The organism is Streptomyces sp. NPDC049597 (assembly GCF_040675505.1).
Lineage (GTDB): Bacteria > Actinomycetota > Actinomycetes > Streptomycetales > Streptomycetaceae > Streptomyces.
The window spans coordinates 202837-219640 of sequence record NZ_JBFAOY010000010.1; the positions used below are offsets into that span (position 1 = coordinate 202837).

The window sequence follows — 16804 nt, forward strand, 5'->3', positions numbered from 1 at the left end:
GGGGTGACGCCCCTGTCTCGGGCGACGCGCGCGGGTGGGGCCGCTTCGGTGCCGAGGTGCCCCCGTGGTGCGGGTCGTTCACGAAAGGTGGTGCGGGGCGGTACGCCGCGTGCGGGCCGCGCCCGCGGTGTGCGGTGGGCCCGGCGGGCCGCCCCGGTGGGGGCGGCGGTGCGCGGTGTGGTGCGGAGCGGGTGCCGGTTGGGGCGGCACCCGCTCCGACGACTCCGGGTCGGCCTAGGCGCCGACCTTGGCGTCGCCCGCCACCGGCTCGGTGCCTTCGGCGCCTTCGGCGGGAGCGTCGGCCCCGGGCATCTCCTTGATGGCGGCGACCGGGCCGCCCAGCAGCGTCAGGCCGCCGACGATGGTGACGGCTCCGGCGACGGCCAGGGCCGCGGTGAGGCCGAACGCCTCGCCCAGCGCGCCGCCGGCGAAGTAGCCGAGGGACAGGGCGCCGTAGACGGCCGACAGAGCGGCACCGCTGACGCGGCCCATCTGCTCGTTCGGCGTGATGCCCTGGACCAGGCTGAGGACATGGATGTCGAACATCGGGGACACGAAGCCGATGACGGCCTGGACCACGATCAGCCCGACGAATCCGGCGACCGCGCCGCCCGTCGGCACCAGGATGTAGCCGGCGCCCAGCACGACGGCGGTCAGGACCAGCGTGCGGCCCACCGTGAGCACCTTGGTGACCTGCTCGGACAGCACCGCGCCGACGATGACGAAGACGGACATCACGGCGAAGGCCGCACCGACCTGGCCGGGGCTCAGGTCGAGCACCTTGTACGCGTACACGATCAGCAGGGCGTCACCCATGGCGGCGCCGAGGTTGACCACGACGTTGGCGGTGAACAGTCCGCGCAGGACGGGGTTGCCGAAGAGGGTCTTCAGGCCCTCCTTCATCTCGGCCTTGGCGGACGCCTTCGTCTCCTCCAGCCGCGCCCGGCTGTCCCGGTGCCGGATGAGCAGCAGGGCGACGAGCGACACGAGGAAGGTGAACGCGTCCGCGGTGATGGCGCGCGCCGCTCCGAGCAGCTGGATCAGCGCGCCGCCGGCGCCGGCGCCGACGGCCTCGGCGACGCTGCGGCTGATCTGGAGCTTGGTGTTGCCCTCGACCAGGTTCTCGGTGCCGATGAGCTGCGGCAGCCACGACTGGTACGAGACCTCGAAGAAGGTGGTCAGGACACCGGTGGCGCCGGCCGCGATGTAGACGTGGGTCATGGTGACCGAGTCGAACGCGAAGGCCAGCGGGATCGAGCCCAGCGCCACGAAGCGGCCAAGGTCGGCCACGATCATGACCGTACGGCGCGAGACCCGGTCCGCGACCAGTCCGGCGACCGGGGCCAGCAGCAGGAACGGGAGGAAGCGCAGTGCGCCGAGGACGCCGACCTCGAACGCTCCTCCGTCGAGAAAGACGACCGCGAGGGTCGGTAGTGCGAGCAGTGAGATCTTGTCGCCGAAGTTGCTGACGGTCTGCCCGAACCACAGACGATTGAAATCGGAATGCCGACCGAGTGCCATGTCGACGCCCTTTTCTGGTTGGGGACGGAATTGTCGGACGGCACTGACGCTATGGAGGGGCGGTTAGCGACCGGTTACGGATCCGGGCTATTGGGGACCGGTGATGGACTGGGTATGAGAAGCGTTGTAGAAGCGTGCGATGTCGGCGCTCTCCCGGGCGATCTCCGCCGAGACCGCGGCGTCGAGCGGCTCGTTCCCGGCGAAGGGCTCCACCACCGGCTCGGCGCCGCGCCGGCCGCCCGACCAGGTGCCGACCGCCCAGCCGTCGACCACGACGGTGGCGCGGATGATGCCGCCGCCCGGCCAGACGCGGCGCTCGTGCTCGGCGGGCACCGACAGGTCCCTGCGCCGGTATCCGACGAGGTAATTGTCGTACGCCGGAAGCAACCGCACGTCTCCTTGCGGGATTTCGCCGGCGTCCTCCCACGCCGGTGCGCCGACGGCGGCCCAGGCGCTTTTGCAGACGGTCGTTCGCAGCCCCGACCACTGCGCGAAGTCCTCGACGTCACTGGGCCCGTGGGCGGCGCGATAGCGCCGGGCGAGTTCGGTGACGGCGGCGGACCCGGTGAGGGGCGGCGGGCCGGAGGCCGGCAGCCAGTCGTCGAGCAGGACGAAGGTGGCCTCACCGGCGCGCTGGGGCCCGTGGCAGATCAGTCCGGACAGCGCGGTCCGGCGGATCAGGTGGAAGGCGGACTGGCCTTTGGACTCGACGCCCAGGGTGCCCAGGCGCTCGGTGAGTTCGGCCCGGGTGAGCGGGCCCTCGCCGTCGACGGCGCTGACGATCAGCTTCGCCGCCCGTTCGCACAGGGCCTCGTCGAGACCGAGTTCGCGCAGGCGGCGGGCGGCGAGCGCCAGGTAGACGGGGCCGAAGAGGCCGAGCAGCCAGCGGGCGTCGGCCGCCGGGACGAGTTGCAGCGTGCCGCGCATGAACCAGCCGCGAACGGCGCTGCGTTCGGTGTCGGTGGCGTGCCGGACGTCGTCGGCGGTCAGGCCCCGGACGCGGGCGCGCAGGCCGAGGCCGGCCGCCGCGAGGTCCTGCGCCTGGACGGCGAGGACCCGGTTCAGGGCGGCGGAGACCGTCGTCTCGCGGACCCGCCCCCCGATCGCCTGTGCGTGTGCTCTGAGCAGCCGGTCGGCAGTTCGTCGTTCCACAGTCCCTCAGTCTTTCACCGAGATCGTTCATCGGACACCGCCCCGGGGCGGCACGTGTTCGCGGGCCGCGGCACGGCCGGGCACGCCTCGCGCGGACCGGTCCGTGACGCGCCGGCCCTGCCGGCGGACCGGGCCGGGCGCCTCGGCCGGACGGCCGCCGGCCCCGGGCGCGCGCACCGGCGGGCGCTCCGCACGACGGTCAGGCTCCGCGCCGGCCGCCGGAGCAGGCGGGCGGCGCGGAGCCTGACGGGTATGCGGGCGGGACGTCCGGTCCGCGGTGGGGGCGCAGGGCACCGGCCGGTCCGGCTCCGCACGGGTCAGCGGCCCCCGTACGTCGCCGGCGGCGGCCGGGATCTCCCGGTCCGCCCGCCCGGCGTGACCGCGGTGATCAGCGCCTGCGGCGCAGCACCGCGTAGTACCCCGGCAGCAGGAGCGCGTCCGCGTCCGACTGCGGGTCGATGGCATGCAGCTGGATCGCCTCGTCGTCCAGGATCTCCCAGTCGTCCGCCGGGAAGGCGGCGGTGAGTTCGGGGCGGGTGAAGCGGTTCGAGTGGCGCACGCCGGCCGCCTCCAGCGGTCCGACCAGGTCCTCGGCCCTGCCGCGCTTGCCGCCGACGAAGCCGAGGTATCCGAAGGAGTTGCTGGAGTAGTCGGGCTCGTGGATGATCAGCACCCCGTCGGGGCCCAGCAGCCGGCCGGCGACCGTCGCGAGCCGTGCCCGGGCCGCGCTGTCGAGGACGTGGAAGACGCCGCGGACGAAGATGTTGTACGGGCCCTCGCCCAGCGCGGCGGCCTGCTCGGTGTCGGTCATGTCGACGGCGAGGTACTCGACGTTCGTCACCCCCTCCGCCCGCGCCTCGCGGACGGCGTGCTCGATGGCGCTGGCGGAGACGTCCACGCCGACCACGTGCGGGTAGTGCGGCGCGAGTTCACGGCTGTAGCGGCCGTTGCCGCAGCCGAGGTCGATGACCGGCAGGTCGCTGCCGAAGTGCTTGCGGGCCTGGCCGAGCAGCCACTGGAACTCCTCGCCGCTGTCGGCGTCCCAGATGACGTCGCCGCCGCGGCCGGTGCGTTCGATACCGGCCCAGTACCGCTCCCAGGCGTCGCCGGTGTCGCGCTCCTCGACGGGCTCGGCGGCCGTGCTCTCCTCGCCGGGCGGCGGCGAGAAGCGCTCCCAGACCTCGTCCTCGCCGAGTGCCTCCAGCAGCGCGACGAACTCGTGGAACATCGACTCGATCAGTCCGTCGGGGTAGACCGCGGGCAGGTGGTCCCAGTTGAACGTGAGGCCGCCGGCCTTCTCGAAGACCTGGAAGTCCAGCGAGACCTGGGGGGTCTGGGAGATCCCGTACACCGGCACGCCCAGTTCGGTCTCCTCGTACTGCGGCGGGTGGCCGGCGAGGCTCGTCATCACCACGGGCATGGCGGGCGCGAGCGAGCCGCGCAGCTTGGTCAGCTCGCGCAGCACCTGGACGCCGCTGAAGTAGCGGTGCTCCAGGTCGGCCCACAGGCGGCGCTGCACGGCCTGGGCGCGTCCCGTGAACGTGGTGTCCTGCTGTTCGACGGCGAGCAGCAGGGTGGTCGTGGTGTCCGCGAGCAGCGAGTTGACCTGCGGGTGCAGCGGAAGCCGGTTGAAGAGGGGGAAGTTGATCGTGAATCGGGCCTGTCCGCCGGCGTTGCCGAGGACCTCGGCGTAGGCGGCGGCGAGTACGCCGGACGCGGTGACCTTGCGGTCGCCGGCACGCTCCTGGATACGGTTCCACAGCTCGGCGGGCACGACGTGGCTGAGGCGTTCGAAGCGGACGGGCAGCTCGGGGGCGTCCGCCGGACGCTCGGGGAGCTGCGGGGCCGGCGGCAGGGTGGCGAGGCGGTCGCGCCAGTACCACTCGGATCGGCGGTAGAGCTCGCTGTCGCGCAGCGAGTTCCCGACGGCCAGCACGTAGTCGCGGAACGTCAGCTCCAGCGGCGCCAGCTCGGTGCCGGGCTCGGTGTAGTAGGCGACCAGGTCCGGGACGAGGACCTGGAAGTAGCTCCAGGCGTCGGCCACGAGGAAGTCGAGGCAGAGATGGATGCGGGCGCGCCCGCCGCCGAGCAGGCTGATCCGCACGTCGAACAGCGGCCAGCCGTCGGCGTCGAGCACCTGGTGCGACAACTGCTCGCGCAGGGCCAGCAGTTCCCGCTCGCGCGAGGTCTGGTCCAGTGCGCCGAGGTCGGTGACCGGGATGTCGTAGTCGGGGATCTCCGCGTAGACCTGCTGGGTGCCGTTCGGCAGGATGCGGGTGCGCAGCGCGTCGTGGCGCTCGACGAGCCGTCGCCAGGCGCCCTCGAAGCGGGCGATGTCGAGGTTCTCGCTGTCCCACTCGAAGTAGCCGTGGCAGCCGACGTTGCCGAGTTCGACCAGTCCCCCCCGGCCGATCCACAGGGCCTGCTGGCTCTCGGTGAGCGGGAAGGGCTCGAAGCGGGCGTCCGGGTCGGGGACGATCGCGGCCAGGCCGCCGAACTCGCCGCGACCGGCGCTTCGTTCGGTGACGATGAGGGTGCCGAGCTCGGCGACGGTCGGGCAGGACGACAGGTCGGAGAGGCTGAGTTCGACGCCGTAGCGGCGGCGGATCTCGTCGATCAGCTGGAACGCGAGCAGCGAGTGGCCGCCGAGCTCGAAGAAGTTGTCGTGGATGCCGACGCCGTCGGTGCGGAACGCCTCGGCCCACAGGCGCACCAGGCCGTCCTCGATCTCGTTGCGCGGGGGTTCGTACCCGGCGCTGACGGTCTCGCGGGAGTCGGGCGGCTCGGGCAGGCTGCGCCGGTCGACCTTGCCGTTGGGCAGGCGGGGCAGCGCGGGCAGGACGACGACGGTGGCGGGGACCATGTAGTAGGGCAGGGTGCGGGCCACGGCGGCCCGGATCCCGGCCGGGTCGGGGGCCGCGTCACCCTCGGCGGAGACGTAGGCGACGAGCCGCTTGTCGTTCGCTGCGCGCTCGTGGGTGACGACGACGGCCTCGGCGACGCCGTCGAGGCGGGCCACGTGGGTCTCGACCTCGCCGAGTTCGACGCGGAAGCCGCGGATCTTGACCTGGGCGTCGGAGCGGCCGAGGAGCTCGACGGCCCCGTCCTCGCGGCGGCGGGCGAGGTCGCCGGTGTCGTAGAGCACCGGGTGGGGGTCACCGGGGACGACGCCGGTACGGAACGTGGAGCCGGTGAGTTCGGGGCGGCCGTGGTACCCGGCGGCGACTCCGGCGCCGGAGACGTGGAGCCGGCCGACCTCACCGTCGGCGACCGGGCGGTCCTGCTCGTCCAGCAGGTGCACGCGCATGTTGGCGATGGGCACGCCGACGGGGACCTGGCGGGTGGCGCGGATCTCCTCGGGGGTGGCCTGGCTGGTGAAGTCGACGCCGGCGCCGAGGTCGAGGCAGGTGAGGACGTTGGTGGTCTCGGTGGTGCCGTAGGTCATGACGACCCGGAAGGGTGTGTCGACGGGCGGCCAGCTGTGCACCCGCTCGGCCGTGGTCACCAGGATGCGCAGCGCGGTGTCCGCCGGCCAGTCGAGGCCCCACACGGGTTCGGCGAGTGCGGCGACGAGCATGGTGTGCGTGATCCGCTCGGCGGCGAGCCAGTCGCGGATCTGCTCCGGGGTCTGGGCCTGACCGGCCTCGGGGATGTGGATCGCCGCGCCCACCGGCAGGTACGGCAGCCACTCCATGATCTGTACGGCGAATCCGGGCGTGGACATCCACGACGCGCGGTCGCCTGGGCGCACCCCGTAGGCGCGGGCGGTCCAGTGGACGAGGTTGGTCAGGGCGCCGTGCCGTTCCAGGACGGCCTTCGGGGTGCCGGTGGATCCGGACGTGTAGATGAGGTGGCTGACCGTGTCGGGGCCGGTGGCGACGCCGGTCGGCGTCTCCGGTCGGCCGCGGCCTTCGGTGGCGACCTCGGCCAGGGCCACGCCCTCGGGCATCCGGGGGGCGACGGCCGCCGGGGTGAGGACGAGCAGCGGCGCGGCGTCGGCGATCATCGCGGCGAGCCGGTCGTCGGGGTTGACCGGGTCGAGGGCGACGATCGCGGCGCCCGACTTGAGGACGGCCAGGGACCCGATGACGTAGTCGGCGCTGCGCGGGTAGCACAGGCCGATCCGCTCGCCGGGTGCCGCGCCGCGCGCGATCAGCGCGTGGGCCAGCCGGTTGGTCTCGGCCTCCAGCTCCGCGTACGTCCAGGAACGTTCGCCCTGGACGAGGGCGGGAGCGCTCGGGGTGCGGGCGGCCTGCTCGGCCAGCAGCTCGGGGTAGCCGGTGGCGGGGAAGTCGGTGTCGGTCCGGTTGAAGTCGATCAGTGCGGTGGTCACAGCGCGGCCCTTTCTGCCTGTGCGAAGGCTCGGCTGCGCAGCAGCCGTACCGGGAGACTTCTGATCCCCCAGGTGAAGTTGGACGAGTTGAACAGGGCGGGACCGGTCAGTTCGAAGCCGTCGAACCGGTCCAGCATCTCGATGAGCAGGGCGCCGAGTTCGAAGCGGGCCAGCCGGGCCCCGAGGCAGAGGTGGCGGCCGTGGCCGAAGGCGACATGCCGGTTGGGGCGCCGGTCGACCCGGAAGCTGTGCGGGTCGGTGAAGACGTCCTCGTCGCGGTTGGCGGAGACGTTCCACAGCGTGACCCGGTCGCCGGCGGCGATGGGCGTCCCGTTGATCTCGGTGTCGCGGACAGCGGTGCGCAGGGCGTGCACGCCGGGCGTGGTCCAGCGCAGGATCTCCTCGACGGCCGGGGCGATTCCGGCGGCGCCGAGGCCGCGCAGCAGGTCCCACTGTTCGGGCAGCTGCGCGAACATGTGCACCGCGCCGGCGGCGGAGTAGCGGGTGGTCTCGTTGGCGCCGGACAGCACGCCGTTGCAGTTGAAGACGATCTCCTCGTCGCTGAGCGGCCGTTCGGTGCCGTCGCCCTCGTCGACGAGGGTGTCGTGGGCGATCTGGCTCACCAGGTCGTCGCCGGGGCGGGCCCGGCGCTCACCGAGGAGTTCGATGAAGTAGAGGAAGATCTCGGAGTGCGCGCTGCTGCGCACGCTCTCGTCCGGGGAGTCGAAGGCGTCGGTGGTGAGCGCCCCGATCCAGGACCAGTCGGCCCGCGGGATGCCCATCATGGCGCAGACCACCCGGTTGGGAAGCTGCTTGGCGAGATCGATGAAGTCCAGTTCGTCCTGATCGGCGGCCTCGGCCACCAGCTCCCCGACGACCGTCTCGACGAGGGCCTCCATCTTCGGCATCTGCTGGGGCCCGAACGCCTGGTACAGCGCCCGCTTGAGACGCGTGTGGTGGGGCGCGTCGGAGACGATCAGCATGCGCTGGGTGACGGCGGCGACGGCGGCGGGGTCGCTGCCGAGCCGCATGCCCTGCGCGGAGCTGAAGGTGTCGCTGTCGGCGTAGACGCTCATGATGTCGCGGTGCTTGCTGAGCACCCAGAAGCCGTCGTCGCCGCCGGGCTCGGGATGCCAGTGGACGGGCGAGTTGGCGCGCAGCCAGGTGAAAGCGGACCAGAAGTCGTTGCGGCCGAAGGGGGCCGGGTCGAGCAGGTCGATGTGCATCTCAGGCTCCTTCGCCCGTCGTCGCGGGGGCGGTTGCCGCCGTGCGCACGCTGCGGGGACGCATGTCGGTCCAGTACGCGTCCACATGGGCGGCGCACTCGTCCTCGGTGCCGCTGAACCCGGCCGGCGTCCAGCCGTCGGGCAGCTCGCGCGCCGCGGGGTACAGCGCGTACTGGTCCTCGTGGTTGACGAGGACTTGGTAGGTGGTGGGCACGACGTCCTCCGGAGTCGGGTGGGCGGGCTGGGCGGCTGTCCGGCGTGTCCCCGCGGGGCAGCCGCCGGGGCCCGGTGGTCAGGCGGTGGGGGCCGGTGCGGCCACGTCCTCCCGCAGCAGTCCGGCCAGGTGCTCGAGCACGGTCTCGGGGCGGCGCAGCACGGCGTGGTGACCGCCCGGGACGCGGTGGACGTGGAAGCCGGCCGTGGTGATCGCGGCCCAGCCGGCCAGCTCCTGCGCGGTGACGGTCTCGTCGCCGTCGGCGCCCCAGGCGTGCACGGGAACGTGGAGCCGGTCGCCCGGGTCACGGGCGTAACTCAGCGACAGCTGCGCGTCCTTGCGCAGCATCTCGACCATCAGCGCGCGCGTGTCCTCGTCGAGGAAGGCGGGATCCATTCCTGCGGTGTCGAAGAGCTTGTCCAGTTCGTCGTCATCGGCGGAGGCGTCGACGATGCCGCGGCCGGCGCCGTCCCAGTGGCCGGGCGCCCGGCAGGCGCTGACCACGAGGGCGGCGGGCGGGACGCGGCGGGCGACCTCGTAGCCGAGCAGCCCGCCGAAGCTGTGGCCGAAGACGACCAGCCGGCGGCCGGCGGCGACGACCGGCCGAAGTTCGGCGACGACGGCCTCGACGGCCTCGCCGAACGTGTCCGGCATGGGCTCGCGCCAGCGGTTCTCGCGGCCCGGCAGCTGCACGCCGTAGACCTGCGCGACTCCGGCCAGCGCCGGCTTCCAGGCGCGGAACTGCTGGCAGCCCGCGCCGGCCGGAGGCAGGCAGAGCAGGGCCGGAAGGTCCGCGTCGCCCGGCCCGGACGGCCAGGTGGAGATCCAGGAACCCATGGCGTCAGGCCCCCTCGGCGGTCAGCGCGTGCGCTTCGGCCGCGTCCGACTCGGCGGCGAGCCGGTCGAGTTCGGCGGCGATGTCCGCGACGGTGGGCCGGGTGAGCAGCTTGCCGAGCGTGATGCGCAGTCCGGTGTCCCGGCGCAGGTCGGCGACGACGCGGGCGGCGGCGAGCGAGTGGCCGCCCAGGTCGAAGAAGTCCGCGTCCGGTCCCGGGACCTCGCGTTCGAGGACGTCCGCCCAGACGGCCATCACCTGGCGCTCGCGGTCCGTGGCGGCCGCCTGTCCGGCGGCCCCCGCAGGTGCGGCGAGCAGGCGGGCGAGCGCGTCGCGGTCGGCCTTGCCGGTGGTGAGGGTGGGGATGCGGTCGACGACGCGGACGGTCGCGGGGACGGCCGCCTGCGGAAGGAGCTTGCCGCAGTGTTCGGAGACCGCGGCCGTGAGGTCCTCGGGCGCGCCCGTGCCGGGGGCGGCGACGACCGCGAGTCCCAGCGACTGGCCGGAGGCGAGGGTGCAGCAGGCGGCGGCGACGACCTCGGGGAGTTCGGCGGCGATCCGCTCCACCTCGCCCAGTTCGATGCGGTGGCCGCGGATCTTCACCTGGTCGTCGCGGCGTCCGCGGTACTCCAGTTCGCCGCCGGCCCGGCGGACGACCAGGTCGCCGGTGCGGTACATCCGGGCGCCGCCGCCCTGGAAGGGGTCGGGCAGGAACCGGGTCGCGGTGAGGCCCGGCCGGTTGCGGTAGCCGCGGGCGACGGCGGGGCCGCCGAGGTAGAGCTCCCCCTCCGTGCCGGCGGCGACCGGGATCAGGTCGTCGTCCAGGACGTACGCCCGGTAGCCGGGCAGCGGTCGTCCGATGGTGGTCACGTCGTCACCCCGCTCACTGTCGGCCCAGGTCGCCGCGATGGTCGTCTCCGTCGGCCCGTACACGTTCAGCAGTCGCCGCCCCCGGGCGAAGCGTCGGGCGAGCGCCGCCGGGCACGCCTCGCCCGCGACGACGACGACCTCGGCCTCGTCCAGGCCGCCGCCGTGGGCGGCCAGCAGGGAGGGGGTCAGCGACGCGGTGCGCAGCCCGGCGGGCAGCGGTTCGCGGCCGTCGGCCTCGGCGCGGCTCAGCCCGTCCAGGGACAGGTCCACCAGGGACACGCCCTGGCCGTGCACGAGGTAGAGCAGCGTGCACCACAGCCAGCCGTCGAAGGCGGGCGATACGGCGTTGAGGCCGAGGCCGCCGGGCGGCAGGCCCAGGGTCGCGAGGGCGTCGACGAAGGTGTCCAGGCCGCGGTAGGTGACCTCGACTCCCTTGGGGCGGCCGGTGGTTCCCGAGGTGTAGATGATGTACGCGCAGGTGCCGGACGCGGGGCGTGCCACGTCGAGCGGTACGGGCTCCGTGCCGTGCAGTTGTGCCGGGTCGATGGTGCGGACACCGGCGACGTCGAGTCCTTCGGGGGTGTCCGCGGCGACCAGGACGGCGACCTCGGCGTCCCGCAGGACGGTCCCGAGCCGTTCGACCGGGTGTCCGGCGTCGAGCGGTACGGCGGTGGCGCCGAGGCTCCAGACGGCGAGGAGTGCGGGCACGCTCTCCTGGGAGCGGCCGAGGAGCAGCCCGACGGCGGTCCCGGGTGCCACGCCGGCGGAGGCGAGCGCGGACGCGGTGGCGGCGGTGCGGGCGGTCAGCGCCGCGTAGGTGAGGGTGCCGTCCTCGGCGCTGACGGCGCGTTCGCCGGGCCGCTCGCGGGTCCAGCGCTCCAGGGCGGCGAACAGCGGCGGCAGCGTGTCTGTGGGCTGCCGGCCGGCATGCTGGGCGGTCATCCGTCGTTCCTCTCCGGGGTCTGTGCGGTCGCCGGCGCGGTGGCGCGCAGGCGGGGGCCGACGAGCCGGCCCTCGGGCCCCTGGGGCAGCTGCATCGACTTCGTCTCCAGGAACGCCTCGACACCGGCGGTGCCGCACTCCCGGCCGATCCCGGACTGCTTGAAGCCGCCGAAGGGTGCGGCGGGGTTGAAGGGGCCGCCGTTGACGTCGACGAGGCCGGTGCGGAACCGCCGGGCGACGCGCTCGGCCCGGGCGTCGTCACCGGACCAGACCGCGCCGTGCAGCCCGTAGCGGGTGCCGTTGACGATCCGTACCGCCTGCTCCTCGTCGTCGTACGGGATGACGCACAGCACCGGTCCGAAGATCTCCTCCTGGCCGAGGGTGGACATCGGGTCGACGTCGGCGAAGATCGTGGGCCGGACGTAGTAGCCGGTGTCCAGGCCCTCGGGGCGGCCGGGCCCGCCGCGTACCAGGCGGGCGCCCTCCGAGAGGCCGAGCCGGATGTAGTCGTTCACCCGGGCGTGCGCGGCGGCGGTCACGAGCGGACCGAGGTCGGTCGCGGGGTCGCGGGGGTCGCCGGTGACGTAGCCGTCCATGGCCTGTCCGGCGAGTTCCACGGCCTCGTCCTGGCGGTCGCGGGGCACCAGCAGCCGGCTCCACTGCAGGCATGTCTGGCCGGTGTTGAAGAGCACCTGGTCGACGGTGGCTCCGACGGCCGCGCCGAGGTCGGCGTCGTCCAGGACGAGGCTGGCGTTCTTGCCGCCGAGCTCCAGGTGGATCCGCTTGATGCCGTCGGCGCCGAGGGCCGACACCTGGCGGCCGGCGCGGGTGGACCCGGTGAGCGACACCACGTCGACGAGCGGGTGGGTGACGAGGGCGGTGCCGATGGTGTCGCCGGTGCCGACGGCCATGTTGACCACGCCGGGCGGCAGGTCGGCCTCGGCGAAGACCTCGGCGAGGAGCCGGGCGTGCAGGGGCGTCAGCTCGCTCGGCTTGTGCACGACGGTGCAGCCGGCCGCGAGCGCGGGCAGCAGCTTCTGCACCGTGAGGAGCAACGGGGTGTTCCAGGGCGTGATGCACGCGGCGACACCGGCGGCCTCCCGTACGACGAGGGAGTGGCCCACGCGCTCCTCGAACGCGTAGGAGACGGCGGTCTCCACGCAGTGCGCCGCCATGCCGACGGACAGCCCGACGTGGGTGTGCAGCGACACCCGGGAGGGGGCGCCCACCTCGGCGGTGATGACGTCGGCGAACCGCTCGGCGTTGCGCTCCAGTCCCTCGACCACGCGGCGCAGCATGGCGGCCCGCTCCCTGACGGGTGTGGCGGACCAGGCGGGGAAGGCCGCGACGGCGGCGCGTACGGCGAGGTCGGCGTCCCGGGCGGTGCCCGCGGGCACGGTGGCCAGCGGCGCCTCGGTGCTCGGATCGGTGACGACCAGCCGGCTGTCGGCGTCGGACGGCGTCCAGCGGCCGCCGATCCACTGGTCGTCGTAGCGGGTCGGCAGGAGGGCCGCGGGCGGTTCGCCCGTCGGCGCGGCGGAGCCCTGCGGCACGGTCAGCACGGTCACGGTGGGTTCCTCACTGAGTCGCTCGGTCACTGAATTCGCGCGCCGGGTACGGCCCCGGGCACGCCCGGCCCACCGGGCCGTGCGCCGGCCCGCACCGCGGGCGGGGCGCCCGCCCGGGAGCCGGCACCGGCAGCCGCCCGGCCGCCGGCCGGCGTACCGGCCCGACCACGAGGGCCGTCGTCGGCTGACGAAGCGGCCCGGGCAGCAGGCCAGGCAGCGGTCCGCGACGCAGACGGCGCGCGGGGCCCGGTCTCGGCGGCCGCAGCCGCCCGGCCGCCGGCCGGCGTACCGGCCCGACCACGAGGGCCGTCGCCGGCCGGGGTACCGGCCCGGACAGGGGGACGTGAAGCGGGCGAAGCGCCACCCCGGGAGGCGCCCTGCCCGCCGGGCCAGGCGCGGGCCGCGGCCGCGGGCCGCGATGGCTCGCGATCGGACCCGGCACGACGTCCGGCGTCGGCCCGGCCCCCGACCCTCGACACGGTCCGGCCACGGACGCCCGACGCCGGCCGGGAAGCCTCCCGTTCCAGCCCGGCACGCCGCGCGGCATCGGCCCGGCCGCGGTCTCCGGTGACGCTCTCGGCGCCGGCGGCCGGGGCATCGGGTGCGGCTCCGGCCTGAGAAGCGGCCCGGACGGCAGGCCGCACCTGGGGCCTGAAGGCGGGTAAGTCGCCGGCCGGCGTACCGGCCTGGGCAGCAGGCCAGGCGGCAGAGCGCGACGCAGGCGGGGCGCCGGGGCCGGTGTCGACGGCCGCGGCCGGCCGGCCACCTGCCCGGGCCCGACCACGAGGGCCGCCGCCTCCGTTGTCACTCCGGGCGGCGGGCCGGGCGTCCGCAGGGACGCGAGCCGGGGCGGCCAAGGCGTCTTCGGCCTCCGAAGCAGCCCGAACTCCCCGACCTCCGGTCCGGCCGGCATTCCAGGCGGAAGTCGCTGGGGCGGCTCGGACTCCGTCCCCGGGGCACGCCCCAGCGGCCACCCGTCCGCCCGCCGGGCCGGCCTGCGTCCCGGGCCCGCCGTCGGCAGACGACACGGCCCGGACACCAGACCCGGAAACGGGTAACGCGTCGGCCCGAGGCGTTGCCCGGCCGGCGGCCGGTGCGATGGGCTGGGCGGCGGACCGCGAGGCCGTCCGGCCGGGAGGCCAGGTGGCAGTTCCCGACGCAGGCCGCGCACCGGACGCGGCGTTGGCCGGCAGCGCCGGGCGGGCGACCGGCCGGAGCGGGGGCCAGGTCGCGGCCGTCGGCCGTGTCGCGGGGCCGGCCGGGGACGGGGCACGCGTATCGGCCCGGGTGTCGGGGCGGGCGCGGCGGGACGGGCGGGGCCGGAGGCCGGGGCGCGGCCCGGCGGGAGACACCAGCGCGGCGAGCAACCGTTCGGTCGCTGCGGAAGGGGCGACGTCGAGGTCGTCGCGCAGCCGGCGCGCGCACAGCTCGTACCAGTTGCGCACACAGGCGAGTTCGCCGCGGCGCCCGTGCGCCGCCATCAGCGCCCGGTAGGTCTCCTCGTGGTGCCGGTCGATGCCGAGCGTGCGCCGGCAGATCTCGATGAGCTCCGGGAAGTCGTCGCGCTCGACGGCGTCCGCGCGCAGCACGTCCAGGGCCCGCAGCGCCAGCGACCGCAGGTACTCGCGCTGTTCGACGACCCAGTCCGCGCTCTCCCCGCGCAGGAACTCGCCCGCGTACAGCCCCACCGCAGAGCGCAGCCGTTCCCGCGCGGCACCGCGGTCGCCGGCGCCGGCCGCCCGCAGCCCGCCGTGCACCAGCTCCTGGAAGCGGTCCACGTCGGACCAGAGCTCGGCGATGTCGAGGACGTATCCGAAGTCGCGGTAGTGCAGCCGGATTCCCGACTCGTGGGGGCTGTCGGGGTGCGCGTCGAGGACCCGGCGCAGCGCGTGCGCGGCGACCTTCAGCGAACTGCCGCCCGCGGAACGGTCGCAGCCGGGCCACAACACCTCGTACAGCCGGTCGCGGGTGAGCGTCTGGCCGCGGTGGATCACGAGGTACTGGAAGAGTCCGCGGGCCTTGCCGGCCCGCCAGCGCCGCACCGGGGCACCGTTCACGGTCAGTTCGAAGTCGCCCAGGAAGCGGATGCGTACCGCCTGCCGCGCAATTCCGGTCACCGCGGTGGTCATCGCTTCCTCCCGGGGTACGTCGTCCTGCCGCTCTGCCTGCGGCCGAGTGTGTTCCCGGGCTCTACGAACGCCCTATACCGGCCGGATCCGGCCTCTGTAGGTCCGTGATAGGGCGGCGGACCACGATGAGGCTCGACGGTCCCGGGACCGACGTCGCAGGACGCGTCCGTGCCCCGACCGCCGGATGCGGCCGGCCCGGCCGGCCCCGTAGCGGCATCCGCCTCTCCTTCAGCTCCTCGGCTTCCGGCCGCGAATCCCGACTCCGAAATGAGGGCTGCTCCATGACCAGCACCGACACCCGACTGAAGAAGGTCGTCATCCTGGGCGGCGGTACGGCCGGCTGGATGACCGCCGCGTATCTCGGCAAGGCTCTCCAGGGCACGGTCGACATCACGGTCCTGGAAGCGCCGGCGATCCCGCGGATCGGGGTCGGCGAGGCGACCGTGCCGAACCTCCAGCGCGCGTTCTTCGACTACCTCGGCATCGCCGAGGACGAGTGGATGCGCGAGTGCAACGCCAGCTTCAAGATGGCGGTGCGGTTCGTGAACTGGCGCACCGAGGGCCAGGGAGAGGCGGCGGCCCGGGAGCTGCCCGACGGCACGCCGGACCACTTCTACCACCCGTTCGGGCTGCTGCCCGACTACGACCAGACGCCGCTGTCCCACTACTGGTTCAAGCGCAAGTACGAGGGCCGCACCACGGAGCCGTTCGACTACGCGTGCTTCCGCGAGCCCCCGGTGATGGACGCGATGAAGTCGCCCCGCTGGCTCGACGGCCGGTCCGCCACCCGCTACGCCTGGCACTTCGACGCCCAGCTCGTGGCGGACTTCCTGCGCCGCTTCGCCATCGAGAAGCAGGGCGTCCACCACGTCCAGGACGAGATGACGGAGGTGCGGCAGGACGAGCGCGGCTACGTCACGGAGCTGCACACCAAGGGCGGCAGGGTCCTGGACGCGGACCTCTTCGTGGACTGCTCCGGCTTCCGCGGACTGCTGATCAACCAGGCCATGGCGGAGCCGTTCGTCGACATGAGCGACCACCTGCTGTGCGACAGCGCGGTCGCCACCGCCGTGCCGCACGACGACGAGGAGGGCGGCGTGGAGCCGTACACCTCCGCGATCGCGATGTCGTCCGGCTGGGCGTGGAAGATCCCGATGCTGGGCCGTTTCGGGACCGGATACGTCTACTCCAGCAAGTTCACCGAGCAGGACGAGGCCACGGCCGAGTTCGCCGCGATGTGGGGCCTGGACCCGGAGAAGACGAAGTTCAACCACATCCGCTTCCGGGTCGGGCGCAACCGCCGGGCGTGGGTGAAGAACGTGGTCAGCATCGGCCTGTCGTCGTGCTTCCTGGAGCCGCTGGAGTCCACCGGGATCTACTTCATCACCGCGGCGATCTACCAGCTGGCCAAGCACTTCCCCGACAAGACCTTCAACCCGGGCCTGATCGACAGCTTCAACCACGAGATCGAGGTGATGTTCGACGACACCCGCGACTTCATCCAGGCGCACTTCTTCTACGCGCCGCGCAACGACACACCGTTCTGGCGGGCCAACAAGGAGCTGACGCTCCCCGACAACATCCAGAAGAAGATCTCCGCCTACCGCGCGGGGCTGCCGATCAACTCGCCGATCACCGACGAGTCGACGTACTACGGCAACTTCGAGGCCGAGTTCCGCAACTTCTGGACCAACGGCAGCTACTACTGCATCTTCGCCGGCATGGGCCTGGAGCCGGACGCCCCGCTGCCGGCGCTGGCGCACAAGCCGGAGTCCGTGGCGGGCGCGGAGCCGCTGTTCGAGACGGTCAAGCGCCAGCAGCAGAACCTGCTGGAGACCCTGCCCAGCGCCTACGAGTACCTGAAGCGACTGCACGCGTAGGACGCGGCCGGGACCGGACCGCGCGTGTCACCTCCCCCGGTCCCGGCGCCTCCCCCGCCCCGGCGCGGGGGGCGGTGGCGGCCCCCCCGCCCCCCGCCCCCCCCCCCCCCCACCCCCCCGCACCCGCCCCCGCC

The 16804-nt window shown here is 73.8% G+C and carries 10 protein-coding genes; 1 reads left to right on the plus strand and 9 read right to left on the minus strand.

The window, feature by feature from the left end:
• Positions 1-234 precede the first annotated feature (234 nt).
• The 9 genes from AB0K02_RS14675 to AB0K02_RS14715 form a co-directional block, all read right to left on the minus strand.
• Complete coding sequence (locus AB0K02_RS14675; protein WP_365992766.1) at positions 235-1521, minus strand: MFS transporter; 1287 nt, start codon at positions 1519-1521, stop codon at positions 235-237.
• Positions 1522-1608: 87 nt separating this feature from the next.
• On the minus strand, positions 1609-2673 hold the full coding sequence (locus AB0K02_RS14680; RefSeq protein ID WP_365992768.1) for a winged helix DNA-binding domain-containing protein: 1065 nt from the start codon (positions 2671-2673) through the stop codon (positions 1609-1611).
• Between the two features lie 388 nt (positions 2674-3061).
• On the minus strand, positions 3062-7006 hold the full coding sequence (locus tag AB0K02_RS14685; RefSeq protein WP_365992770.1) for an amino acid adenylation domain-containing protein: 3945 nt from the start codon (positions 7004-7006) through the stop codon (positions 3062-3064).
• A complete protein-coding gene (locus tag AB0K02_RS14690) occupies positions 7003-8232 on the minus strand; it encodes a cytochrome P450 (RefSeq protein ID WP_365992772.1) in 1230 nt (409 codons plus the stop codon). Before AB0K02_RS14690 ends, AB0K02_RS14685 begins: the two co-directional genes overlap by 4 nt.
• Before the next feature lies 1 nt (position 8233).
• Complete coding sequence (locus tag AB0K02_RS14695; RefSeq protein ID WP_365992774.1) at positions 8234-8446, minus strand: MbtH family NRPS accessory protein; 213 nt, start codon at positions 8444-8446, stop codon at positions 8234-8236.
• Positions 8447-8524: 78 nt separating this feature from the next.
• Complete coding sequence (locus AB0K02_RS14700) at positions 8525-9283, minus strand: alpha/beta fold hydrolase (RefSeq protein WP_365992776.1); 759 nt, start codon at positions 9281-9283, stop codon at positions 8525-8527.
• Positions 9284-9287: 4 nt separating this feature from the next.
• Positions 9288-11093, minus strand: a complete 1806-nt coding sequence (locus tag AB0K02_RS14705; RefSeq protein ID WP_365992778.1) for a non-ribosomal peptide synthetase — start codon at positions 11091-11093, stop codon at positions 9288-9290.
• On the minus strand, positions 11090-12598 hold the full coding sequence (locus tag AB0K02_RS14710) for an aldehyde dehydrogenase family protein (RefSeq protein ID WP_365992792.1): 1509 nt from the start codon (positions 12596-12598) through the stop codon (positions 11090-11092). The genes AB0K02_RS14705 and AB0K02_RS14710 overlap by 4 nt, the downstream gene beginning before the upstream one ends.
• An 89-nt stretch (positions 12599-12687) precedes the next feature.
• Positions 12688-14790 (minus strand): BTAD domain-containing putative transcriptional regulator, encoded by a 2103-nt coding sequence (locus AB0K02_RS14715; protein WP_365992780.1) that lies wholly within the window; start codon positions 14788-14790, stop codon positions 12688-12690.
• Positions 14791-15071: 281 nt separating this feature from the next.
• Between AB0K02_RS14715 and AB0K02_RS14720 the strand changes: the two genes are divergently transcribed.
• Positions 15072-16670, plus strand: coding sequence for a tryptophan halogenase family protein (locus AB0K02_RS14720; protein ID WP_365992781.1), 1599 nt, complete (start codon positions 15072-15074; stop codon positions 16668-16670).
• The last annotated feature ends 134 nt before the right edge of the window (positions 16671-16804 follow it).

Bases quoted from the DNA above. Each gene is read 5' to 3' on its own strand.
- AB0K02_RS14675 (WP_365992766.1), bottom strand. From the start codon at position 1,521: ATGGCACTCGGTCGGCATTCCGATTTCAATCGTCTGTGGTTCGGGCAG.
- AB0K02_RS14690 (WP_365992772.1), bottom strand. From the start codon at position 8,232: ATGCACATCGACCTGCTCGACCCGGCCCCCTTCGGCCGCAACGACTTC.
- AB0K02_RS14700 (WP_365992776.1), bottom strand. From the start codon at position 9,283: ATGGGTTCCTGGATCTCCACCTGGCCGTCCGGGCCGGGCGACGCGGAC.
- AB0K02_RS14705 (WP_365992778.1), bottom strand. From the start codon at position 11,093: ATGACCGCCCAGCATGCCGGCCGGCAGCCCACAGACACGCTGCCGCCG.
- AB0K02_RS14715 (WP_365992780.1), bottom strand. From the start codon at position 14,790: ATGACCACCGCGGTGACCGGAATTGCGCGGCAGGCGGTACGCATCCGC.
- AB0K02_RS14720 (WP_365992781.1), top strand. From the start codon at position 15,072: ATGACCAGCACCGACACCCGACTGAAGAAGGTCGTCATCCTGGGCGGC.